This is a genomic window from Aeromonas sp. R7-1, from assembly GCF_040908115.1.
GTDB lineage: Bacteria > Pseudomonadota > Gammaproteobacteria > Enterobacterales > Aeromonadaceae > Aeromonas > Aeromonas caviae.
The window spans coordinates 1-23,334 of the sequence record NZ_JBFODD010000047.1 but is presented as its reverse complement, the minus strand read 5'-3'; the positions used below and the strand labels follow the sequence as shown (position 1 = coordinate 23,334).

General features: G+C 55.2%; 22 protein-coding genes and 6 tRNA genes. 14 read left to right on the top strand and 14 right to left on the bottom strand.

Going from position 1 to position 23,334, the window contains the following annotated elements; all coding sequences use genetic code 11:
* Nucleotides 1-18 precede the first annotated feature (18 nt).
* The 7 genes from AB5Y51_RS12490 to orn form a co-directional block, all read right to left on the bottom strand.
* Nucleotides 19-94 (bottom strand) — tRNA-Gly (locus AB5Y51_RS12490).
* A gap of 38 nt (nt 95-132) precedes the next feature.
* A tRNA-Gly gene (locus AB5Y51_RS12485) sits at nt 133-208 on the bottom strand.
* A 24-nt stretch (nt 209-232) separates the two neighbouring features.
* Nucleotides 233-308, bottom strand: a tRNA-Gly gene (locus tag AB5Y51_RS12480).
* A gap of 114 nt (nt 309-422) precedes the next feature.
* Nucleotides 423-498, bottom strand: a tRNA-Gly gene (locus AB5Y51_RS12475).
* Nucleotides 499-530: 32 nt separating this feature from the next.
* Nucleotides 531-606: transfer RNA gene (locus AB5Y51_RS12470), tRNA-Gly, on the bottom strand.
* A 25-nt stretch (nt 607-631) separates the two neighbouring features.
* Nucleotides 632-707 (bottom strand) — tRNA-Gly (locus AB5Y51_RS12465).
* Nucleotides 708-884: 177 nt separating this feature from the next.
* Nucleotides 885-1,430: an oligoribonuclease gene (orn, locus tag AB5Y51_RS12460; RefSeq protein WP_042014296.1), complete on the bottom strand. Its 546-nt coding sequence runs from the start codon at nt 1,428-1,430 to the stop codon at nt 885-887.
* A gap of 91 nt (nt 1,431-1,521) precedes the next feature.
* Here orn and rsgA point away from each other — a divergent pair, with 91 nt between their 5' ends.
* From rsgA to AB5Y51_RS12435, 5 genes are read left to right on the top strand one after another with little or no spacing between them, the layout of a single operon-like run.
* Nucleotides 1,522-2,556, top strand: coding sequence for a small ribosomal subunit biogenesis GTPase RsgA (rsgA, locus tag AB5Y51_RS12455; RefSeq protein WP_039040203.1), 1,035 nt, complete (start codon nt 1,522-1,524; stop codon nt 2,554-2,556).
* Between the two features lie 29 nt (nt 2,557-2,585).
* Nucleotides 2,586-3,458: an archaetidylserine decarboxylase gene (asd, locus tag AB5Y51_RS12450; RefSeq protein WP_368178522.1), complete on the top strand. Its 873-nt coding sequence runs from the start codon at nt 2,586-2,588 to the stop codon at nt 3,456-3,458.
* Entirely contained in the window at nt 3,455-3,703 is a 249-nt protein-coding gene (locus tag AB5Y51_RS12445) for a VF530 family DNA-binding protein (protein ID WP_219604473.1), read from the top strand. Before asd ends, AB5Y51_RS12445 begins: the two co-directional genes overlap by 4 nt.
* A 4-nt stretch (nt 3,704-3,707) precedes the next feature.
* On the top strand, nt 3,708-3,959 hold the full coding sequence (locus tag AB5Y51_RS12440; RefSeq protein WP_048207012.1) for a DUF2960 domain-containing protein: 252 nt from the start codon (nt 3,708-3,710) through the stop codon (nt 3,957-3,959).
* A gap of 2 nt (nt 3,960-3,961) precedes the next feature.
* On the top strand, nt 3,962-4,363 hold the full coding sequence (locus AB5Y51_RS12435) for a hypothetical protein (protein WP_048207011.1): 402 nt from the start codon (nt 3,962-3,964) through the stop codon (nt 4,361-4,363).
* Nucleotides 4,364-4,459: 96 nt separating this feature from the next.
* Here AB5Y51_RS12435 and AB5Y51_RS12430 read toward each other — a convergent pair whose 3' ends face one another.
* Complete coding sequence (locus AB5Y51_RS12430) at nt 4,460-4,954, bottom strand: hypothetical protein (RefSeq protein WP_029314787.1); 495 nt, start codon at nt 4,952-4,954, stop codon at nt 4,460-4,462.
* Between the two features lie 166 nt (nt 4,955-5,120).
* Here AB5Y51_RS12430 and AB5Y51_RS12425 point away from each other — a divergent pair, with 166 nt between their 5' ends.
* Nucleotides 5,121-7,094: an EAL domain-containing protein gene (locus AB5Y51_RS12425; RefSeq protein WP_042014294.1), complete on the top strand. Its 1,974-nt coding sequence runs from the start codon at nt 5,121-5,123 to the stop codon at nt 7,092-7,094.
* A 68-nt stretch (nt 7,095-7,162) separates the two neighbouring features.
* On the opposite strand, the gene rraB is transcribed toward AB5Y51_RS12425, so the two are convergent.
* Nucleotides 7,163-7,498: a ribonuclease E inhibitor RraB gene (gene rraB / locus AB5Y51_RS12420; protein WP_010675493.1), complete on the bottom strand. Its 336-nt coding sequence runs from the start codon at nt 7,496-7,498 to the stop codon at nt 7,163-7,165.
* An 814-nt stretch (nt 7,499-8,312) separates the two neighbouring features.
* Here rraB and AB5Y51_RS12415 point away from each other — a divergent pair.
* The 3 genes from AB5Y51_RS12415 (at nt 8,313) to AB5Y51_RS12405 (ending at nt 12,707) form a co-directional block, all read left to right on the top strand.
* Nucleotides 8,313-9,464, top strand: a complete 1,152-nt coding sequence (locus AB5Y51_RS12415) for a Fic family protein (protein ID WP_368178521.1) — start codon at nt 8,313-8,315, stop codon at nt 9,462-9,464.
* A gap of 293 nt (nt 9,465-9,757) precedes the next feature.
* Nucleotides 9,758-10,813: a DNA cytosine methyltransferase gene (locus AB5Y51_RS12410; protein ID WP_080770001.1), complete on the top strand. Its 1,056-nt coding sequence runs from the start codon at nt 9,758-9,760 to the stop codon at nt 10,811-10,813.
* Between the two features lie 292 nt (nt 10,814-11,105).
* On the top strand, nt 11,106-12,707 hold the full coding sequence (locus tag AB5Y51_RS12405; RefSeq protein WP_368178520.1) for an NERD domain-containing protein: 1,602 nt from the start codon (nt 11,106-11,108) through the stop codon (nt 12,705-12,707).
* 8 nt (nt 12,708-12,715) lie between these two features.
* Here the strand turns inward: AB5Y51_RS12405 and AB5Y51_RS12400 are convergent, their stop codons facing one another.
* The 5 genes from AB5Y51_RS12400 to AB5Y51_RS12380 all read right to left on the bottom strand — a co-directional run bounded on the left by AB5Y51_RS12400 (nt 12,716) and on the right by AB5Y51_RS12380 (nt 19,848).
* Complete coding sequence (locus AB5Y51_RS12400; RefSeq protein ID WP_052258840.1) at nt 12,716-14,425, bottom strand: hypothetical protein; 1,710 nt, start codon at nt 14,423-14,425, stop codon at nt 12,716-12,718.
* An 11-nt stretch (nt 14,426-14,436) separates the two neighbouring features.
* Nucleotides 14,437-17,484 (bottom strand): helicase-related protein, encoded by a 3,048-nt coding sequence (locus AB5Y51_RS12395; protein WP_368178519.1) that lies wholly within the window; start codon nt 17,482-17,484, stop codon nt 14,437-14,439.
* Nucleotides 17,485-17,534: 50 nt separating this feature from the next.
* Nucleotides 17,535-18,689, bottom strand: coding sequence for a sigma-70 family RNA polymerase sigma factor (locus AB5Y51_RS12390; protein WP_368178518.1), 1,155 nt, complete (start codon nt 18,687-18,689; stop codon nt 17,535-17,537).
* Between the two features lie 116 nt (nt 18,690-18,805).
* Nucleotides 18,806-19,288 (bottom strand): HEPN domain-containing protein, encoded by a 483-nt coding sequence (locus tag AB5Y51_RS12385; protein ID WP_368178523.1) that lies wholly within the window; start codon nt 19,286-19,288, stop codon nt 18,806-18,808.
* Between the two features lie 176 nt (nt 19,289-19,464).
* On the bottom strand, nt 19,465-19,848 hold the full coding sequence (locus AB5Y51_RS12380; RefSeq protein WP_368178517.1) for a hypothetical protein: 384 nt from the start codon (nt 19,846-19,848) through the stop codon (nt 19,465-19,467).
* A 317-nt stretch (nt 19,849-20,165) separates the two neighbouring features.
* Between AB5Y51_RS12380 and AB5Y51_RS12375 the strand changes: the two genes are divergently transcribed.
* The 5 genes from AB5Y51_RS12375 to AB5Y51_RS12355 all read left to right on the top strand — a co-directional run bounded on the left by AB5Y51_RS12375 (nt 20,166) and on the right by AB5Y51_RS12355 (nt 23,316).
* A complete protein-coding gene (locus AB5Y51_RS12375; RefSeq protein ID WP_368178516.1) occupies nt 20,166-20,726 on the top strand; it encodes a hypothetical protein in 561 nt (186 codons plus the stop codon).
* The gene (locus AB5Y51_RS12370) at nt 20,723-21,025 is read left to right on the top strand and encodes a YkvA family protein (protein ID WP_029304363.1); all 303 of its coding nucleotides are present in this window, start codon (nt 20,723-20,725) and stop codon (nt 21,023-21,025) included. Before AB5Y51_RS12375 ends, AB5Y51_RS12370 begins: the two co-directional genes overlap by 4 nt.
* A 22-nt stretch (nt 21,026-21,047) precedes the next feature.
* Nucleotides 21,048-21,674 (top strand): hypothetical protein, encoded by a 627-nt coding sequence (locus AB5Y51_RS12365; protein WP_368178515.1) that lies wholly within the window; start codon nt 21,048-21,050, stop codon nt 21,672-21,674.
* Nucleotides 21,671-22,105, top strand: coding sequence for a DUF2787 family protein (locus AB5Y51_RS12360; protein WP_368178514.1), 435 nt, complete (start codon nt 21,671-21,673; stop codon nt 22,103-22,105). Before AB5Y51_RS12365 ends, AB5Y51_RS12360 begins: the two co-directional genes overlap by 4 nt.
* Before the next feature lie 60 nt (nt 22,106-22,165).
* A protein-coding gene (locus tag AB5Y51_RS12355; protein WP_319903933.1) for an IS3 family transposase occupies nt 22,166-23,316 on the top strand; the annotation gives its coding sequence in 2 pieces (ribosomal slippage) (nt 22,166-22,403 and nt 22,403-23,316; 1,152 coding nt in all).
* The last annotated feature ends 18 nt before the right edge of the window (nt 23,317-23,334 follow it).

The following is a 23,334-nucleotide window of genomic DNA, read 5'->3' as shown; positions in this document are numbered from 1 at the left end:
ATGTCATCTGCAAGTGATTGGAGCGGGAAACGAGACTCGAACTCGCGACCCCGACCTTGGCAAGGTCGTGCTCTACCAACTGAGCTATTCCCGCAACGGAATATCACTTACACATATCTACTGGACACTGTTTGGAGCGGGAAACGAGACTCGAACTCGCGACCCCGACCTTGGCAAGGTCGTGCTCTACCAACTGAGCTATTCCCGCAACAGAATGTCATCTGCAAGTGATTGGAGCGGGAAACGAGACTCGAACTCGCGACCCCGACCTTGGCAAGGTCGTGCTCTACCAACTGAGCTATTCCCGCATCGGAATATCACTTACATATTTTTGGAGCCAGCAACGAGACTTGCGCTCGCTACCCCGACCTTGGCAAGCACTGAACATGCTCTACCAACGCGGTGACTCCGGCACTGCATATTGGAGCGGGAAACGAGACTCGAACTCGCGACCCCGACCTTGGCAAGGTCGTGCTCTACCAACTGAGCTATTCCCGCAACATGGATTGTCTTGAGGCTGTGCTGATGATTGGAGCGGGAAACGAGACTCGAACTCGCGACCCCGACCTTGGCAAGGTCGTGCTCTACCAACTGAGCTATTCCCGCATCGGAACGTCATCAGCAAACATTTTGGAGCGGGAAACGAGACTCGAACTCGCGACCCCGACCTTGGCAAGGTCGTGCTCTACCAACTGAGCTATTCCCGCAAAACCTGAAAACAGACCGTACAGCATTTGGTTGCTTGCGCTACTGTACGGGAGCCGAATTATAAGAGCAGACATTCCAATTGCAAGGGCTTTTTTGTCTGGTTGCAGCCGTTCGCTCAAAAGCTGGCCGAACTGCTGATTTTAGCAACCGAACGACGGCAAACCCTTGCCAGCCACTCAGATTTTGAAGACGTGGGCGCGGTAGAACTGCAGTTCGGCGATGGATTCGCGGATGTCGTCCAGCGCCTGGTGGGAGCCGCTCTTCTTGAACTGATCCAGCAGTTCAGGCTGCCAACGACGGACCAGCTCCTTGATGGTGCTGACGTCCACGTTACGGTAATGGAAGAAGGCTTCCAGATCGCTCATGTGCTTGACCATGAAGCGGCGATCCTGGCCGATGCTGTTGCCGCACAGGGGGCTGGTGCGCTCCGGCACCCACTGGCGAATAAAGGCGAGGGTCTCGGCAACGGCCTTGGCCTCGTCGTATTCACTCGCCTTGACCCGGGCCACCAGCCCGCTCTTGGTGTGGGTGTTGACGTTCCAGTCATCCATCTTGCCCAGCTCTTCCTCGCTCTGGTGGATGGCGATGACCGGCCCTTCGGCCAGCACGTTCAGGTCCTTGTCGGTGACGATGGTGGCGATCTCCAGTACCACGTTCTCTTCGGGGTCCAGACCCGTCATCTCCATGTCGATCCATACCAGGTTCTGCGCGCTGACTGTCATGATTGCTCTCTCTATTGGGAGGAATGGCGGAATTTTGCCAATTTGCATGTATCATACTGGCTTTGAATCTGTTCATAAACTGGCAAACCCCGTGGCAAAGAAAGCAAAACTCAATCTGGGTCAACAAAGGCGCGTCCAGGCCAACCGCGAGCGGCGGCTGCAAAAAGAGCACACCACAGTGGTAGATGACACCCTGTTCGGCCCCGCCATCGAAGGGGTGGTGATCAGCCGTTTCGGCCAGCACGCGGATGTCGAGGCAAGCGATGGTGCCATCCACCGCAGCAACCTGCGGCGCAGCAGCATCAGCAGCCTGGTGTGCGGCGACAAGGTGGTGTGGCGCCCCGGCCTCAATGCCGCGACTGCCGGCGTCATCGAGGCGGTGCATCCGCGCCACTCGGTGCTGACCCGGCCGGACTTCTACGACGGGGTCAAACCCATCGCCGCCAACATCGACCAGATCATCATCGTCTCGGCGGTGATGCCCGAGTTCTCCACCAATATCGTCGACCGCTACCTGGTGGCGGCAGAAGATGTGGAGATAGCGCCCCTCATCGTGCTGAACAAGGTCGACATGCTCGATGACGCGGCCCGCGCCCGTATCGAGCACCAGCTCGAGACCTACCGCAAGCTCGGTTACGAGGTGCTGCTGGTGAGCTGCGAGAGCGGTGAGGGCATCGACGCCCTCAAAGCGGCGCTCACCGACAAGATCAGCATCTTCGTGGGCCAGTCCGGGGTGGGCAAGTCGTCCCTCACCAACGCCCTGATGCCGGGGCTGGACGTGCTCACCGGCGAGATCTCCGAGAACTCGGGGCTCGGCCAGCACACCACCACCACGGCGCGGCTCTACCACTTCCCGAGCGGCGGCGATCTCATCGACTCCCCCGGGATCCGCGAGTTCGCCCTCTGGCACCTGGAAGCCGACCGCATCACCTGGTGCTTCGTCGAGTTTCGCGACTACCTGGGTGGCTGCAAGTTCCGCGACTGTACCCACAAGGATGATCCCGGCTGCGCACTGCGCGCCGCGGTCGAAGCGGGCGCCATCAGCGCCGATCGCTTCCACAACTACCACCGCATCCTGGAAACCATGCAGGAAGCCCGCCACGGTCGCCAACAGGCGCGGCTGTGACCCGTTCAACTCATTCCCAGATGAAGATCATGAGCATCACTGACAACCTGAAAATTGCCGGTCAATACTGCCTGCCCAAACACGCCCTCTCCCGCCTGGTGGGCAAACTTGCCGCCGCCGAAGCGGGCAACCTCACCACCAGGGTGATCGAGGCCTTTATCAAGCAGTACCAGGTCGACATGAGCGAGGCCCTGCACGAGAACCCGGCCCACTACAAGAGCTTCAACGCCTTCTTCACCCGCGAGCTCAAACCCGGCATCCGCCCCGTGGTGGAAGACGCCATGACCCTGGCCCTGCCGGTGGATGGCACCGTCAGCCAGCTCGGGCCCATCAGCCAAGGTCGCATCATCCAGGCCAAGGGCCACGACTACAGCGCCCGCGAGCTGCTGGGGGGCTATGAGGATCTGGTGGCCCCGTTCAAGGATGGCGACTTCGCTACCATCTATCTGGCACCCAAGGATTACCACCGCATCCACATGCCGCTGGACGGCGTGCTGGAGAGCATGGTGTTCGTGCCGGGGGATCTCTTCTCCGTCAACCCCCTCACCGCCGAGAACGTGCCCAACCTGTTTGCCCGCAACGAACGGGTGGTGGCCACCTTCCGAACCCCCCACGGCCCCATGGCCCTGGTGCTGGTCGGTGCCACTATCGTGGCGAGCATCGAAACCATCTGGGCCGGCAACATAGCGCCGACCAAAGAGAAGAAGGTGGTGCGCTGGGACTACACCGGCGATGAAGCCATCACCCTGCAAAAGGGGGCCGAGATGGGCCTGTTCAAGCTGGGCAGCACAGTCGTCTGCCTGTTTGGCCCGGGCATGCTGGCCGGTTTCGAGCCGCACCTGGCCAACGGGGTCACCACCCGCATGGGTCAGCCCTTTGCCACCCTGGCGGCGCAAGCATGAGCGCTCAACCCGCTTCCCAGAAGAACAACCCGCTGCACGGGCTGACCCTGGAGGCCATCGTCACCGCCCTGGTCGCGCACTATGGCTGGGAAGCGCTGGGGCAGCAGATCAATATCCGCTGCTTCACCGATAATCCCAGCATCAAGTCCAGCCTGAAGTTCTTGCGCAAGACCCCCTGGGCCAGAGAGAAGGTCGAAAGCCTCTATCTGTACGTCCAGCGCAAGCAGGCCAAAGAGAAGGAGTGACGCCATGGCGTTCAAGATTACCTACACCTACAAGAAGCAGGCCAGGGAGATTGGCTACGCCAACGACAAGTTCAATAGCATCTATGATGCCATTGCCGCCGCCGAGGGGATCGATCTGACCCGCTTCCACGCCATGGAAGAGCAGCTGGCCCAGGTGTGCCGCCGCGACAAGAAGAGCGTGAAGGATTACCGGGAGAACTACTTCAAGGAACTGGGCTTCTCCAACATCGTCATCGAAAGGGACGCCAAGGAGTAACCATGCGCACCCTGACCCTGATGGCGGCCACCCTGCTGCTGGCCGCCTGCAACACGACACCGAGGGAGCCCCTGGTCGGCGCGGATCACGACGAACATGGCTGCATCGGCAGCGCGGGTTATCAATGGTCGGCGCTGGCAGGCCAGTGCGTGCGGCTGTTCGAGCAGGGCATTCGCCTCAACCCGATCGATGCCGGTCAGACCGTCAGCGCCTTCGTGCTGTTCAATGCCGATCAGAGTCAGGCCGAGCTGACCCTGCCAGAGGGCGGGCCGATCCGGCTGATCCGCCAGGGCGAAGAGGGCAACTGGTCCTGGCAGGGCGGTGGCTATCAGCTCTTCCCCTGGAAGGGCTATGTGCTCAAAGCCGGCGACCATGTGCTCTATCACGGCGATCTGACCCCCTGATCCTCGTCATCCCTCCCCTCACGCCCTGATGGGCGCGGAGCAGGCATAAAAAAACCCCGTTGCACGCAACGGGGTTTTTCATGATACCCGGCAGGATCAGTTGCCGAGGGTGGAGAACAGGCTCTGTTCCAGGCTGCCGCGGGAGACGCACACCGGGGTGATGGAGGGAGCCAGTACCCGCTCGCCGGAGGATTCGACGAAGTAGAGCTGGGTATTGCCCTTGACGTTCACGGTGGCGACGCTGTTGTTGCCGCTCTGGGTGATGATCAGGTTGATCTGCAGGTTGGGGTTGCCCAGCGCCACCTTGGACCCCATGGTGCCGCAATCCAGCCACTCCAGACCATCGGCCGAGTTTTCCACGTTGGCGGTCATCAGACCGGCACCACGCTGGCTGTTCTCGATGTTCAGGCCGTGATCGCCGAACCACTTCTCGGCACGGGCCCACACCAGATCCACCGGGATCGCCATCTCCTGGGTGTTGTTGGTTGCCTTGGCAACCGGCGGGGTATAGCGATACTGCTCGCCGCCGTTATTGTCGCTCGCACAACCCACCATCAACAGGGCCAGGGCGCCCCCCATTATCTTCTTCATGCTGCTTCTCTCATCCATAAGGCCATAGGCCGACCGGCGGCTATTATGGCGATCGCGACACAGGCTGTCAGCAGGGATCCGCACAAATGGCGTACTCTTAACCCAGGCTTTACAAAACCCACCTGTTATCATAGATTTGCTCGAAGTCTCCCCCGTGAGTGCTCTCGTGACTTCTTCGCTCTCCCTGGCGCTGCTGCAGCAGATCATCGACCAGTTACCCATGAATATCTTCTGCCGGGACAAGCACGGACGGTACCTGTTTGCCAACAAGGCATTCGCCAGGGAAGCCGGCCTGCAAGATCCGAGCGAACTCATTGGCAAGAGCGATGCCGAGATGCCCTGGGGGGATGTATTCCGGGAGGAAGATGACCGCCTGCTGGCCGACGGCAAACCCCTGCTGCACCAGCAGCTCCATTGCCACAGCGGCGAAGGCGCCAGCTGGATGGAGATCAACAAGGTTCCCCTGTATGACGAGCACGGCGATCCCATCGCGCTGTTTGCCATGGTCAGCGCCATCGATCAGCGCAAGGAGCTGGAGCAAACCTTCCGCCAGCAGCAGTTGCTGCAACGCCGCCTGCTGGATGCCATTCCCGACCTCATCCGTCTCGAGGATCACCAGGGCGTGCTCATCGACTGCAACCAGGCCTTTCTCGACTTCATGGGGCTGGTGGCAAGCGAGGCTCTGGGTCGGCGCGTCCCGCCCCGGCTGCCCGTCGAACAGACCCTGGGTCAGGGGGAGTATTGCGTGGTGGATGCCCAGGGCAGAGGCCGCCATCTGGAGGTCACCCGGGTCGAGGTGCCGGATGACGAGGGCAACTCCCTCGGCATCCTGACCCTGAGCCGCGACATCACCGGGCTGCGCACCACCCAGGCCCAGTTGCAGCAGGAGCAGCACTACGACAGCCTGACCGGCCTGCTCAAGCTCTCCCACTTCCTCCAGACCAGCCGTCATCTGGGGGCCCGCAAGGCCAGCCTGCTGCTGGTGGATCTGCAACATTTTCGCGAGATCAACGATCGCTTCGGCATCCGGGTCGCCGACCGCCTGCTGAGCCAGGTGGCCCGCCGCCTGCAACGGCTGGCGCCGCCCCAGTCCCTGCTCTGCCGGGTCGCGGCGGATGACTTCGCCCTGCTGCTGCCCGAGCTCCCCCTCTCTCTGGATACGTGGAGCCGCAACCTGCAGCAGGAGCTGATGACGCCCTATCAGGTGGAAGAGCACAGGATCCAGATCCCGGTGTTCCTCGGCATTGCCCATGGCAAGGCCAAGGATGCCGAGCGTCTGCTGAGCCACGCCGAGGCCGCCCTGGCCCAGGGCAAGCGCCAGCAGCAGCACTGTACCCTGTTCGACCCCGCACTCGATGCCAAGCTCAAACGCCGCCAGCTCATCGCGGCCCAGTTGCCACTCGCCATCAAGTCCGCCGAGCTGACCGCCGTCTACCAGCCCATCATCTGTACCCACAGCAACCGGCTGCACGGGGCTGAGCTACTCTGCCGCTGGCCCCATCCCGAATTCGGCATGATCTCCCCCGACGAGTTCATCCCGCTGGCGGAGGAGCTGGGGCTCATCGGCCAGCTCGGCCAGCTGATGCTGGAGCTCGGCTGTGCCCAGCTTGCCCGCTGGCAGGTGGCGGCCCCGGATCTGGTGCTCTCCATCAACCTCTCGCCCCTGCAGTTCCGCGATCCCGAGCTCTGCCCGCAGATCTTCGACTGCATCGCGCGCCACGGGCTCGCCCCCTGGCAACTGGAGCTGGAGATCACCGAAGGGGTGCTGATGGAGAATGCCGACGAGATAGAGAGCAACCTGGCCAGCCTCATCGAGGCGGGCTTCCAGCTCGCCATCGACGACTTCGGCACCGGCTACTGCTCCCTCGCCTATCTTCCCAGGCTGCAGGTGGCGACCCTCAAGCTCGACAAAAGCTTCACCCAGGGGCTGGCCACCAACCAGGCCACCACCGCCATCGTGCGTTCCGTCATCGGGTTGGGCCATGAGCTTGGCATCAAGATCACCGCCGAAGGGGTGGAGACACCGGAGCAGCAGGCCTGGCTGGTGCAGGTCGGTTGCGATCGGCTGCAAGGCTATCTGTTCAGCCGCCCCCTCCCACCGGCCGAGTTTGCCCGCAGCTACCAGCTGCCGGAGCAGTAAGCCAGCAACAACAAGGCCACCCGAGGGTGGCCTTGTTGTTTTTGCAAAGCGTACGTGATCTGACGCACTTACTCCTGGAAGTAGGTGCCCCAGCCGTCGTAGTCCACCCCGTATTTCTCGAGGATGGGCAGCATCTTCTCGATGTCGGCGACGATGGTGTCGATGTCCAGCTTGCACTCCACCATGGCGTCGAAGCAGAAGATGGTGGCGCCGTCGTCCAGCTCCATCTCCTCGGCGTCGGTCACTTCGAAACCGGCCTTGAACAGATCGACCGCCGCCTTCTCCAGCAGATCGAACTTCTGGCAGGCAAAGTGGTGCTCAATCTCGTAATCCAGATCCGGGTTGCTGCCATCGGCCAGCAGCTCGTTGACGATGGCGGCGGTCTCTTCGCGCCACTCTTGCATATTGGTATTCATATAAACCCCAGGCGGTGTTGGATGGATGTCACCCCTGCCAGCCGCGTCGGCCCGGACCATGGCCAGGGGATGAGTGCGGCAAAGCATACCCGCAGAGCGCTGCAGGCTCAATCGATGGGCCAAGATAACTGGCGCCTCTTCCGGCTTGGCGCCAACGGGCAGCCCTCGGCACGTCAGGCAGCCCGCCATCCTTCATGATGTTCTGCTGGCCGTCGGCCCGCCCTGCCGCACAGGCGCCCCTCTTTTCATGGTTAAAACCGGGAAACCGGTCCAATCACGGGAAGATTGCTCGGATATCGAGCGAACGGTACATCAATCTGCGGCCTGTGGTTGACACCTCAATCCAGAAAGGGTTTGATGCGCGCCGTTGCCCAGATAGCTCAGTCGGTAGAGCAGGGGATTGAAAATCCTCATGACAGTTTCCATACCACAGCTCTGGACAGCACACCCTACAAGGCTTCGCTTACAATGCGAGGCCTTTTTGTTATGCGCTTCTGGTCAATCTCTGGCAAGGTTGCTCACCGAGCACGGGATTAATAATCCCCGCCTCATGATCCGCAGCTTCATCTGATAACAGATAGCAAAATACACTCCCCCCTCCCCTGCAATGACCCCCACTTCCTACGAACAACGCGCCCCCTCCCAGCAAACTCTTGCATGATACCGGTTGTGTCGTGAGCCGAATTCCCGTTATTATCGGCTCACCATATGAGCCAAATACACATCCGATTTGGCTCGCATACTGAGCCAAATATGCATTCGATTCGGCTCATCGGTGACGTTGCTTTGTAACAATAAGGGGATGGGCAAGCAGATGGCTGAAAATTGGATCTGGCAACATGAGGGCTGGCCACACTTTTGCTGGCAAGATGAACCGCTACAGCCACGGCTACGCACCGCGCAACGCAATCTGGGGATCCTGCTCGGCACCCATTCCGTTCACGGCTCTACGCAAACGCAGCAAACCCAGGTGCTCGATACCCTGCTGGCAAATATCCTCGCCTCATCGGCCATTGAAGATGAACGGCTCAATGCCCAATCGGTGCGCTCATCGCTGGCCCGTCGCCTCGGCGTATCCGAAGAACAGCCCTGCCCCATCTCGGATCGCTCCGAAGGCCTGGCAGCCATGATGCTCGATGCCATCGACAATCGACATCAGCCGCTAACGCTGGAACGCCTGTTGCAATGGCATCACTGGCTGTTTCCTGCCGACGACTGGACATTACAGCGTGTGCGAGTGGGCCAGCTACGCGGTGAAGAGCCGATGCAGGTGGTATCCGGGCGACTGGATCGGCCCACAGTGCATTTCGAGGCCCCGCCACGCCAGGGTCTGGGGCAGGCACTCACCTGCTTTATCGACTGGTTCAATGCTAGCCTGAACGGCCCCAGCCAGGATCCACTGCTGCGTGCCGCCATCTGCCACCTGTGGTTTGTCACCCTACACCCGTTTGATGATGGTAATGGTCGTATCACCCGTGCCCTCACCGATCTGGCGCTCTCTCAGGCCGACAGCCAGAGCATCCGCCTGTATGCCATGTCGGTGGCGATCCTCGAACAACGAGCCGATTACTATCGTGCTCTGGAACAAACCCAGAAAGGCGGACTGGATATCACGGCTTGGCTTGTCTGGTTTCTGGATACGCTCAATGCCACGTTGGAGCAGGCCCAACAAGCGATCACCCGAACCTTGGCCAAGAGCCGTTTCTGGCAGCAACACGGCAGCGAGCCGCTGAGTGCCGAGCAGATCAAGGTGCTGAACAGGATGCTGGACGGCGGCGAGAGCGGTTTTCTGCAAGGCATCAGCGCCAGCCAGTATCAGAAGGTGGCCAAGGTCAGTAAAGCCACCGCGACCCGCCATCTGGCCGACTTGTTAGAGAAAGGCTGCCTTGAAAAAATGCCGGGGGGCGGTAGAAATACCCGTTATCAGATCAAGATAACGCCGTCAGGGGGGTGATTTTGGTTAATGTGCATATTCTAAACCGAAGAGCCTCCGAGCCTGGCGGGTGACGGGCGAGCAGTGGTGAAGCTGGACGCTGAAAACTCCGGAAACCTAGTCATTTTTACGCGCTGATCAATAATCATCAAAAGCTTGTGATTTCAGCACTTTGATGAGCTGCCTCCACGCCTGTAGACCAGTAGGTGGACTAACTAAAGAGTAGAGAGATAACTATCAATCTCTAATTGTCTTTGGCCATGCAGACGAGCATGTTGCACAATACGTTCCAATTGCTTAGGGAGATATGATGAATGGCTACTTTGGCCTGCATTGATTTGTTTTGTGGTGCGGGGGGGCTTACTCACGGCCTAACATCTGAGGGAATTCCTGTCGTCGCAGGTATTGATGTTGATCCAGCTTGCCGTCATCCATTCGAGACCAACAATGGTGCAACTTTTATCAAAGAGGATGTATCTCATTCAACACCAGAGATGTTGCAAAATCTATTTGGCGATGCAGAAATCCGCATCCTCGCAGGATGCGCTCCCTGCCAACCCTTTTCGACATATTCACAGCGTTACGACACGGTGGGTAGCCAACGCTGGAGCTTACTAAATGAATTTGCAAGATTAGTCTGTGGCACACTACCCGACATAGTCACTATGGAAAACGTGCCAACAGTACAAAAACACGAGGTATATGATAACTTTGTCACCACACTGACAAAGCTTGGCTATGAGGTTTGGCATGACATCGTCGACTGCTCTCGCTATGGTTTGCCTCAGCGTCGGCACAGAATGGTTTTGCTTGCCTCTCGACTCGGCCCTATAGAACTCATTCAACCCACTCAGGATAGTCCAAGGACGGTACGCGAAGCTATTGGAGGACTGCCAGCCATCGCTGCGGGAACCTCGTTATCAAGTGACCCTTTGCATACCGCTTCCGGACTTTCGCAGCTTAATCTTGAGAGGATCCGAGTATCTCGCCCTGGTGGTACCTGGCGGGATTGGCCAAATCACCTAATCGCAGATTGCCACCGTCGTGATACAGGTCGTACATATCCTGGGGTCTATGGACGAATGTCTTGGAACGAATCGGCTCCAACACTTACCACACAATTTTACGGTTTTGGAAATGGTCGCTTTGGCCACCCCGAACAAGATCGTGCAATTTCACTACGTGAGGGAGCGATCTTGCAGGGGTTTCCAGCAGATTACTCCTTTGTTCCAGAGGGCGAACAGATTCGGTTCGGTGCCTTGGGTCGCATGATTGGTAATGCTGTACCGGTGACACTCGGAAAAGTCATCGGCCGTAGCATCCTTCAGCATCTCGCCATTCAACCATTGGAGGCGGGAACCAAAGAGTAAAATACCATGCCGTGCGTAGTCTCCTCGTTGCCTGGTACCATGCGTGCGTTAACTCGGATGGCACCGAATGTAATAGCTTCTGGTGAGCAAAGATCAAAGTCAGATTTGCCTGTGATGTCGATTCGGATCCCATGATCTTTGTCGGGAAGTTTGCATTAATTACCGACCAACACAGCACGCAGTTTTTAAAGAGCTTCAAGATGTGAAAGATGAAAAAGGTGATAACAATTGATGCTCCTCCTCCCCATCAAAATCACTATCGGTGATTACGAAAACTAGGATCAATTAGCTGATGACGATGTTCTATCCCCGTGAAATATCACCGAGTAGTCCACGTTCAGAGATCAAAGTACGCAAAAGCTTGTCCACCGTTGATGATCTCGTCGTTTTCCATTCGGTTGCCTGGCAATCACGTCGTGGTGGCAGGCAGGGCGATGGCGAAGCTGATTTTGTCGTGCTAGTTCCTGGTCTCGGCATTCTTGTTCTGGAGGTGAAGGGAGGTGGGATCGAAACCATTGGTGGAACGTGGTTTTCAACTGGAAGCGACGGAGTTCGTCATTCCATCAAAAACCCGTTCGATCAAGCAAAAGACTCGAAATATGCATTGCTCGCCTTCTTCAAAGCGGTAGATCCGACCCTGACACGATATCCGATCGTACATGCCGTTGTATTTCCAGACATAGAAGTCGATCAGCTTTTAGGCCTCAATGCTCCTGTAGATATCGTTGTCGACCGCGCTGATCTGGTTCGGCCAATGGCGGCCATAGAACGGATTTTCCGACATTGGGGACAACATCGGGCCTTGTCCGAGAGTGACGTCCTACGAATCGTCGACCATTTGGCTCCGACCATTCAAGTAAGGCGCCTCCTACGTGACGACGTTGGGGACGCCAAACAAGCATTGCTTGATTTGACGACAGAGCAGATGGGGGTACTGCAAGCGATCAGACGCGTCAAGCGTGCCATGATCCTCGGTGGGGCCGGGACAGGAAAGACAGTGCTGGCCGTAGAAAAGTCGCGTCAGCTCGCTTCATCTGGTTTTCGTGTGCTGCTGCTATGCTACAACGCACCACTGCGGCAGCATCTCACTTCGACTCTGCATGGCTCATCGGTCGAGGTCGAAACCTTCCACAGCCTGGTACATCGTGAGGCTCGACGTGCCAATTTGAAAATCCCGCTCAATCCGACGAGCGAGTGGTACGAAAACGAAGCCCCTCGTATTTTGAACGAGGCCGCCGCTCGCAACGGTACGCTGTACGATGGAGTTCTGGTCGATGAAGCACAGGATTTCGCCATGGAGTGGCTTTCAGTGGCGCAAACTCTCGTAGCCGACGATGATCTACTATATTTATTTGCCGACTTTCACCAAGATTTGTATCGACGCGGATGGTCGATACCCAAAGGATTGGTTGAATTCGAATTGACCGTTAATTGTCGAAACACCGGCCCAATAGCTCGAAGGGTGGCCAGTGTTTTCGAGGATCGCCTTAACAGCAAGTTTGTCGACGGACCGGAGCCGAGATTTGTGGAGGTGGGTCGTCGAGAACACCTAGCCCCTAACATCATCGACTTGGTCGAAAGTATAGTCTTAGAAGACAAGATCGAGCCGGCCCAACTGATCGTCCTGACTGATTCCACATCGGTAGTCTCCGAACTGAGATCAACCGGTGTCGCTGAGCATCTTTTTACCACACTGGACGGACATGGCATCCCTGTTGAAACAATTTACCGTTTCAAGGGACTTGAACGTGATGTAGTCATTCTTGCTTTATCGGATGCTTCAACATCTGAAGATCTTCGCGCCGTTGCATATGTCGGATTGAGTCGGGCGAAAGTGGGCCTCTATGTCGTTGCTAGCCGAAAGATCAAAGATGCTATTGCCTGGGGCCCATGAACCGAAATTTATGGGCTTCGTAGATACCCATGTTGCCCGAAGAGTGTCAGGCGGCTCAAATACCGATTGAAATAGCGGCAGGATGGTTCTCCGGTATGAAGGCAAGCCATGCATGCCGCTCCTGAGTCGGAGCAGCCTGGATCCAGTGCGCAACGATGCTCGTCATACATGATGGCACCAAGCAGACTGTGCAGTTCGGTTTCGTACACGGCTTGAAGCCCGCCCAACACGAAGTCACCCCTTGCAGCAGCGTAGATAAAGAACCCCAGATGCAAGGGAACCAGTAGTTCTGAAAGAGCATTTCTGTCGATACCAGCATGAACGGCAGCTATCCTCAGAAAACGATGTGCATAGGAATGGACCAACTTGAGTAGTGCTGCGCCGACAGATTCGTCCTTCGCATCCGTCACCGAAGGTAGATGCGCCGCCTCCAAGATTGCCGCTCGAGCCGTTCGTTCGTCATGCCACTCGGCGAGTGGATGACCTGCATCAACCAACCATTTCGCAACACGCATTGGATCCAGCCTGACAAACAGCGCCTCTGTCTCAGCAATATCCGCGTACACCTTGTAACCTTGTCCATGACGCCCCTTGTATGGGACGAGCCGCCCCTTGCCGGGTTCGTGGTCACCTCGCGTATAGCCGAAGTGCCCTGTGAGCACCGGGAAACGCTCGATCAGGTCGACTGCGTACAGTCCCGCCGAACTCAACGCATGCGTATATCGAACGCGGTAGAGTAGACCTAGCTCGCTGGAAGGCTCGGTTGCAGCCACCAAATCGTCAATTCTGATCCTGGACTCCATAGTCGCTAGAGCGATGGTCACTGCTTGGGCCTCTGCATCCTCTCGTTGACCCAATGGCAGCACGATGTCATCATCCTGCAGTGCTCCAGATGCAGTCCCGGCGATGTCGAGCATCTTGTCAATGATCTCCGAAGGCAGCCCCTGCGCCTCAAGTTGCCGTTTCAGGGTTTCACGACTGGCTGGAACTTCTTCGACAGTCTTGGTCTTCATGCCATCCACTACCCAGCTCAACGCCTTGGGGGGCCCACCGGCTTCAGCGATCACCCGAATACGCTCCCGCGAAGGTGGATTGACGATCACTACGTTGCGGGGTGTATAGACAGAAGATGCACGATGTGGCTGAAAGGCGAGATTGCCTTGGCCACAATCGCATGGAACGTGTCCGAACCCTTTCCTGAGCTCTCTAGCACATACCGGACACTCAAATCGGATCTCTGTCGCTGAAGACGTCCCAGGGAACAAAATACACACCTGCTTGTGCTCTGGGCATTTGGGGATCCACGGAGCTCGGAGTGTTCCACACTTGTCGTGATAGCCCACAAAGAAGAGCTGACCCTTCTGACCTTTTGCCCCGCAATGGCATGTCGCATCTGGCTTATCATGTACCCGATGACAGGTCTTGCATATCCACGATTTCGGAAACGGCTCCACTTCTACACCGTTGTTCTCGTCAAGCGTCAACACTGTTATCGGTGCCCCCGCATGCAGATGAGCAACAAATCCTGCGTCCATCCCCACCGCGCTCCACGGTGTTGCCTGACGGATAATTTCCCGCCGAAGCGATGCCGAATCGATCTCACTGCGCACTTTGGGGTGCCGCCAGTCCTTGACTTTCCAGACGCCACCTCGTAGGTCTACGGTCTGTTCGGGAAGAAATCCAAAGAGGATCTGGGAAGTACTTCTTGATTCTTTCACTACCTTCTCCTTTAGACTCTGGTCCCGATAATTGGAACCTGCTTCTCTACATCCCGCAGAGACAGCATAGGTGGACCAGATGGCGACAGGTCTGATGGGAAACGCGCATCATTGGGTGGCACGAGGATGTACTGACGCAACTCGTCGAACCATACTCGCAGATCCTTCTTCAACGGCTCGTCGAGCTCACTCTGCAAACCAAGCATTTCAATCAACGCATCAAATTCTAGGTCTACATCGAATTTCCCAGACGAAACATACTCCTTGAAAGCGCGCAAAGTCGACAACGCCGCGCCTGAAGCTCCTTCATGGATCACCAGCAAGCGAGCAAGCTCCAAGCCTGCAATGGTACGAGCCAAGACTCGGCGGCTGCGCCTCGTCACCGGTATGGGCTCAACGAATCGATCCCCTTGCTCAACAAATTGTCTGAAAGAACGAAAGATGCCAGCATCACGTTCACGGCCAATTTTGTGAACGACGAATACGAGGCCAGTGAAGCGTCGTCCCACCCGGGCGGTAGCCTGGATGAATTCAGCCGCAGACAACGGGATACCAAGCATCACCATCACATTTAACCTATCGACATCGACACCATGGGACATCATCGATGACGCAGATATGATGTGTAATCGCTTCTCAAATAATTCCTCAGGGCTCTGTAATCTTTCGAGTATCTTGCGCACTTCTGAGAAATCGGTCTTTCCCGTAAGCGACGCCTTATTAATGACCGTGCCAGGAATAAACACCTGAGTTTCCATTGAGCGTGTCACCGCCTCTAGGTCACGCAATGTATTTCCATAGACGACGTTCGTTCCATATAGAGAGAGCAACTCCCCCGAAAAATGCGGATCTATCCCAATATCGGCGCACGTGGATACAGGGTCTCGCGCCAGCTCCCAGACAGATTTCTGCAACTCAGTCAACAATCGGTCAACTGTGTACTCGATAGTGACCCCCCGTGGTGCTATCGCCACAAACCTACGCATCAAACTTTCCGAATCCGAGGTCCAAAAGCCTCCACCAGTACGCGGTGGTGGTACGGGGAAGACACGAGCAGCTCGTCGATACAAAACATCTACCTGTTTTTCGTAACCCGTCAGTGTCGCGGAGGATGCCAGTATCTTGGGCTTCCTACCGCATAGCTCATGCTGCAACGCATCGTATAAAGCCTCATAGTGTGAGTCGACAGCCCCGAGACTGTCCCGCAGGAGGTGTAATTCGTCTTGGAGTCGGAAAGACGGTCCATATTGATCCCCCCTCATGGGCAACTCTTTACGAGTTCCATTACAACCAGGAACAAGACATCCCGATGGACGAGAACTCCTCGGGGCATATGTGTACCCATGCCCTTCTTTTGAGCATACCCCCAAAGGTGCGCCAACCATGCCACGCATAGATGCTTGAAGGGAAATCGATGCCGCCTTGTCGAGGGTACCAACGATCACAGTAGGTAAAAACCTGTAGATCTCCTCATCGACCACGTATATTGGCAAAGCATTGCCATGCGTTACACAGGCCATGTTTCCACATCGGTGTTCCAGTCTCCACAAGCGCCTGTCGAAATCCATGGTAATCGAACGCTCGTGGCAAAAAGGACAGTAGTCTAGTACCTGGTATCGACGCGGCATCTGATCGTCATCTGGGTCTGGTTCACCTGGTTTGGGATTCTCATTGATACGATTGGGAGTTGCCCCCTGCCCGACGAAGAACCCAAGTGAAAAGCCATCTCCTGCCAAACCCATCTCGCGACGAACCATCTCTGTGGAGGCAATTGCATCGGCGAAACGCTGAGTCTGCTGTAGAGATAACATCCTCAGAGGGAAGCGACTCCACGCTGTAATTCCCGATACTTTCCCGGTCATTCTGTCGTACAGCGCTGCAGTCATCAAAAGGCCAAGGTACGTCTCCGTTTTACCGCCGCCTGTCGCAAACCAAACAACATCGACGACATCCGGCTCATTCTCCATATCTACGACTGACAAAAGGTTCGCAAGCAAGAACCCTAGCTGGAACGGACGCCAAGAGTCATACTTATCCCGAGCACTAAATGACATCGCACGATTCATTCCTTTGAACGCACGCAACAACGCCTCATTGGATTTAAGTAGTTCAATACCTTTCGCGAGTCGCTCACACTCTAGCTCAAATTCCCCGGCGGCTTTGGCCGCTTGCTGCTGCATCTCAGCAGACCATCTCTCTGAATCTGCTCGATGTTTTAGTGCATCGGCTGCCCAGTTCGCCTCCCCCCAACTCAGCAACGCCGAAAGTAGATCATTTGCCGACGTGATCGGATCGTCCGCCAGATCCATAAATCGCATAGTTGGTATCGGAGTGTTCACATTCCAATACTGAGGCCTGTGACGATCAATTGTGACAGCATCGTCCGTGACGAAAACTCCTGACTCAATGCACACGCCACAGTTAATACCGTAGGCCTCAATACATCTGTCGTACCTGAAAGAGTCCTCAAGCGTTTCAAGCATAAAAGGGCGAGTGTCGAGCCCATCGACTCGCAATTCGGACTGATAGAGCCGCGTATCTTTGAAGTCGGGATGCACCTTGGGAGAGCAATTGACTAGAGACACGCTGAGTTCATAATCTCCAGATTGTCCAGTGTCAACTTCGACATCAATCCGTGCCATAAGCCCGTCGTGTCCAGTCACCATGGCTAGAGCATTTCCGAACTCCACCTCTCCATATCGATGTATCCCCATCTGTTCAGGAACATCGATCGTAATTTCAACGCAGACTGGATCGGTTTTCCTCCACAATTTCGCTGGCTTATCCCACAGCCAAACTCGAAAACTAGTGGAGACACGGAAGCTCCATGGCCCCTCCTCTTTTGGTTTTACTCTGAGCCCGAATGCACAGGGCTCTAACCGTTCTCCTCGATCCCCCCAGTCGCTCTGAGCAACAGCCTCAGCGGATTGTAACCTACCCAACCAATATTTCCCTGACGGCTCAACATTCAACACATCTTCACAGTCGCCTCTACCGGCCTGGGTCATACGCTTTGCCAACCAATCGACGAATTTTTCTCTAGCCGTATCAGCGTTCAATTATTGTTCCCCTCTATAGAGCCCCGCCCTGACCACATTTCCTACACTCTTCACAAGTACAAAAAGTCGCGAAGAACATCTCCTAGACTTGGCCCCTTAAGCCGACTGAGAGCTTTGGATTCGATCTGCCGAATTCGTTCTCGGGTCAGTTCAAACAACTGCCCAATTTCTTCCAGAGTTGCCCCGTGATCGGAATCACCAAGTCCGAATCGGAGACGTAACACTTTGCTCTCTCGCTCTTTAAGACCATTTAGGGCGCCATCAATGCACCTAGCTAGATCGGCCTGATCCCGATGAGACTCAGGCGACTGGAACCCGGAAACCAGCGTGTCCATCAGCGTGAGATCATCATGTCCGTTAATCTTTTCATCAAGTGACGCAGGAACGAAGTTCCCGCACTGATGTATAAAATGAACCTTGTCGATCGCCCATGCGAGTTCGTCGGCAAGCTCTGCCATGCTCGTTCGTCGCTCTGGATGTGCTTGTCCCAAAAGCTTTTGTGCACGTTTCAACCTGAGTACATCGTTATACACATGCACTGGAAGACGTATCGTTGTGCCGCGATCGGATAGAGCTCTCATTAGTGATTGTCTGATCCACCAAGTCGCATAGGTGGAAAACTTGTACCCGAGCGTATGATCAAACTTGTCTGCCGCACGCATCAACCCAATTACGCCCTCTTGAAAAAGATCATCCAGGCTGAGATCGGAAAGTCCGACGTACGGCTTTGCGATATGAAGTACAAGCCGAAGATTCGCCTTGACCATCGTATCCTTAGCCCCTCTACCTCGTTCGATAATCTTGTCGTGCTGCTGCGAGTGGGAAACGCCTTCTTCGATTTCACGTAAGGCACGGCGACCTAGCATCATCCGCCGCCCCAGTTCGACTTCTTCCTCAGCGGTCAAAAGCTTGGAGCTCATGCTGAGCAGTCTAGCGTCAAGATGTTTTATCGATCCTTCTGCGGCAGAATCGAAAGAGCCTACGCCATCAATGTTTGGGCCTTCAATCTCATCTGGACACCCTGATTCCTCCTCAACACTAATGCCGAGTACATCAAGCTGCCGATGAACCTCAGTGCTTTGCTCTACTGTCAACTGTCGCTTCTCAAGCAACCTTTCCACATGGCCCTTAGATAGAAAACCATCCAATCGGTCATAGTCAGCAACCAAGTCTCTGACGACCTTGTCTACTTTGGCTTCGTCCATGTATTCTCCCATGCGAGTACGCCTATCACCCGCAAGGCCCTAGACGCGAAGTACTCAGCAATTATCATGTACACATTACCTAAATGTCTCACATTAGGGACTTATTCGCACCTCCCCTATGAAAGTTTGTCGATGTCATTCAGGAAACTTTTCAACGAAGATAGTCGCTCAAATAACCTGTTATAATCATCTCTACCAACATAAAGCATCGAATATGAATCTAGATTGGAGAAATAAACAGGGTATCGAAGGTTGTTATGAAGGTGGTTGTATTTCGTATCCCCTAATACATACTCCGACAATTGCTTTAATACTTGCTGCTGAATGACAGGGTCCGAGCTGATGACTTTGACAAGAAATTCAACCGCAGAATCCAATGAATGAGATCTATTCTCCTCTTTAAAGAAACCCAGCTTGGGGTTAACAATTCCAAATATCTTGGCCCTTATATACTTCTCCATAGCCTGGATAATGAAATAACATGCCTGCCTATAACATTCAACCTGAGATAATTTCTCTGCTGCAATCTCATCCGATCTGGCTAGAGAAAGATACTCTTGTGAAGCGTTGATTTTTTTCCTAAAGCTCCCAATCCTCATACTTAAACTCTCGAAGATAAAACGTATCAACCATATAACTATAACTCTCGCATCGAAACGTAGAAATGATAATTTATCAAAAAAGCTTGTTCGCTCACAAAGATAATTCATCCCGCATCCACTATTGACTATAGTGGTTTTTTAACCCCTAGCGTTGGGCGCTAGGGGTTACTTATTCAAGATATCTGTAGAGAAACTTTAGCTAGTCGTTTCTTGGCCTTCACGCACTGGAACAAACGGCGGCAGGTTCGTAACTCTTCAGGATACCGCTGCGGATAGCTCCTGATGGCAGGAATTAGCTCTGGGATTATGCGCACAATCAGCCTTCCCAACTGCACCTTCTCTTTGCGCGTTGCCAGCCGCCGTTTGAGTTTGTATGCGTAGAATCGGTCTCCAATAAAGACATCATCCAACTCAGCACCAAATATAGATCTCAATGCACGATTAATCCTCTCCTCAAATGAGTTCAAATCGAACTTTTCACGATGATCACGACTTACGAGCTCATTGACATGATAAACGTTTGTTTTATTGATAATCAGGTTTAATAAATTAATCATGTTTATCTCCTTTCAAGATACGAGTAGTGGTTCCCCATACCTGGTCAAAAATATCTTCATTCACCTATCAACGCAGTGCTCATGTTGTCATCGTCAGTTATAATCTACGACTCCAGTTCAAGAATGTAAACAGGCTTTCTCAATTATTAATTCTCACCCATGTATTCTCGCACGCGCGAGAATAACTCCATGTGAAATATATGTGGTTAATATTTAAATATATACCAACTGCCGAATCATCTATCAATTTAAACATATATAAATCCTTTGATATCCAATAGCCATTTCGGCTATTTAAATTCAAAGGAGAGATATCCATGTCTGAACTTTCATTATTCGATGCTATTGGCGAAGGCAAAAACGCGACTCAGGATTATCTGGATACCCTGTCGCGAGCAATGCTGCGCCATCATCAACTGGTCAAAGCCATCCGCATCCACGGTCGTTATGTACCGGAATCGTTGCCAATGCCCGGTCTACCGGTATTGGTTGCCATCTTCAGTCACACCAATACCTTCACCTTGCACCAACTGCCCTCGACTCAGATAGGGCAGTTGGTGCTGTCGATTGCTCGCTTTTCCGGTCAGGCCACCCATGATCTGGACAACGGCATCTTTGAAGAGGTGTGGGACATGGGTGACAGCAGCTTCACCACGGATTGCGCCGAGCAGGCCGTTTACTGGTTGCCGTTACCGGAGCGCTGGATCGCTCTGGAGGGCACACAAGTGGCGCTGCACGATAAAGACCATCCGGTGTTCAAGTTGCTCAACGTCACCGCCCGGAACGCGGGTCCGGTCCTGGATATCTGCGATGGCGTGGTCAGTCTGGCGCTGGCGTCAGATTGGGATGGGGAGCGGGATGGGGAGTGGGCCGCATGACCGAGATCAACCGCTCCTCGCTGCTCGCCAAGCTCAAGCACATCAAGGGCATGAAGCTGCTGGTTGAGCAGGCCGTATTGCTCTACCTGTTGATGGCCGACGAGCAGACGCCAGTGTGGGTCAAGACCATCGTGGTCAGCGCACTCGCCTATCTGCTCTGTCCGGTCGATGCCGTACCGGACTTTATTCCCGGCGTGGGTCTCACCGATGACCTGGGGGTCATCAGCGGTGCCATTGCCTCGTTAGGCAGTCATATCCATCAAGGTCATCGCAGCAAAGCGGCTGACTTCTTCAAGTAATCCCTTCAGAAGGAATTTCATCATGGCTAAAGCCACACAACCGGCAGCGTCGGCTGCTCCGGTCTGGACTGTTATTAAATCCGCTAAGGCCCCGAAGATAAGCGCTCGGGCCAGTGGTTTGCTGCACTACGATGTGGGCAAGAACGATGAGGGTCGCTATGCCCTTCGCATTACCGCCAACGACACGGGTGGCCTGTTCAGCAAACACTGGTTATCGCTCGATGACATCCTGGCACTGCTGGACCTTCTCAAGGATGCGCCATTCAAATCGGTGGCTCTCAGGGCGCTGTTTGTTCGAGGCAGTGCCAATAACCACGGTTTCCTCGCCGCCATCCTACGGGCTGAAAAGTTACTGCTCGCCGCCGAGCCCAACTCACCGTTCCACCGGGTCGGCCTATCCATCAGCGACTGGTCTACTCAGCGGGATGAACCGGCCAATATGGATAAACAGGCTCGCAAGGGAAAAGCCAAGGGGCAGAAGGGCCAAGATGACACGACCGATGAGATAACCATCGAGAAAGGCAATGAGCCGCCGTTTTTGAAAACAGCCAACGACCAAGCCGGTTTGTCAGACAAGATGGATGAGGCCGGGGCCGAAACGGGATCCGAGACCGGCGACGCGGTAGCCGGGCAGGAGACCCAGCAATGAGCAACCGTGACATAGCACTGAACTGGCAGGGGCTCCCCCTGCCAGTTTCATCCCGGCTCGCCGTATGTCTGACCGACCTGCTGAACACGCACCATCCCACATGGCCACAAGCCCGCACCGTCACAATGAACTTTCGTGATCCGAGTTATGGCCCGGAAACCGGCGGCTTTCATCCGGTGGAAATCCGTCTGCAACGCCGAGGAAATCTATGGTCCTTGGTCTATATGACGGACTTCTCCTATGTCGGCATGGGTGACTATGCCGAATTGGCTAAGGAGGTCGATTTTGACTTCTCAAGCCAGGAAGGACAGATTGCCTACGCGCATGTGATGCCGTTGTCTGAGCTGGGTGAGTTCTATGCGTTATGGGAGGCCAATTTCCTCACCTATCTGTCGCTGGATGTCTACGCGATCAGGGTAGCCACTGAATGAATCGCTCCCAGTTCCCTAGACACCTCACAGCCTTAAAATGAGGCAACTATTGGAGGTGTTATGACCCGTCAGCGTTATCCAGAAACATTCAAAATCGAAGCCGTTAAACAAATCACCGAGCGCGGGCGGCCGGTGGCTGACGTTGCACGTGCCATCGGGGTATCCAGCCACAGCCTGTATGCATGGCTCAAGCAGTACGGTAAGCCTGCTGACCAGCAAATAGAAGAGTCTGCCTTGCAAGCCGAGATCCGCCGCCTGAAAACTGAACTGCGCCAGGTCACCGAGGAGCGCAATATTCTAAAGGAGGCCGCCGCGTACTTTGCCAGCGAGTCAAGGAAAGGTACGCGTTCATAACCTCCCGACTCGACCGGTACAGTGTCGTTACCCTGTGCCAAACCCTGGGGGTTCACCGAAGTGGCTTCTACGCGTGGTTGAAACAGCCCACATCGCCACGACAGCAGGAGGACGAACGACTGACCGGATTGGTCAAGCAATCCTGGCTGGAAAGTGGTGCTGTCTACGGTTATCGCAAGATCCATCGCGACCTTCGTGACGCAGGGGAAGCCTGCGGCAAGCACCGTGTGGCCAAATTAATGAAGCGGGAGGGACTGCGTTCGCAAACGGGCTATCAACGCCGCAAGGGGCATTATGGAGGCAAGAGCACGCAAGCTGCCCCAAACACGCTGGCACGTCAGTTTAAGGTGCCAGCCCCCAACATCACCTGGGTGACTGACATTACCTACATTCGCACTCAAGAAGGGTGGCTGTACCTGGCGGTGGTGCTCGACCTGTTCTCTCGCCAGATCGTCGGCTGGGCGATGAAGTCACGCATGACGGCAGACTTGGCGGTTGATGCGTTATTGATGGCCGTCTGGCGGCGTAAACCCAAGCAGCCGGTACTGGTGCATTCGGATCAGGGCAGCCAGTTTACCGGTGGTGAATGGCAGGACTTTCTGAAGGCCCACAACCTGCGTTGCAGCATGAGCCGACGGGGTAACTGTCACGACAACGCGGTCGCCGAGAGCTTCTTTCAGTTGCTCAAACGGGAGCGGATCAAGCGCAGGATTTACGCGACAAGAGACGAAGCCCGCAGCGATGTGTTTGATTATATCGAGATGTTTTACAACCCAATCAGGCGTCATGGTTCCAATGATGGGCTGTCGCCGGTAGAGTTTGAAAGGCAGTTTATTTTTCAGCAACAAAGTGTCTAGAAAACCAGGGGCGATTCA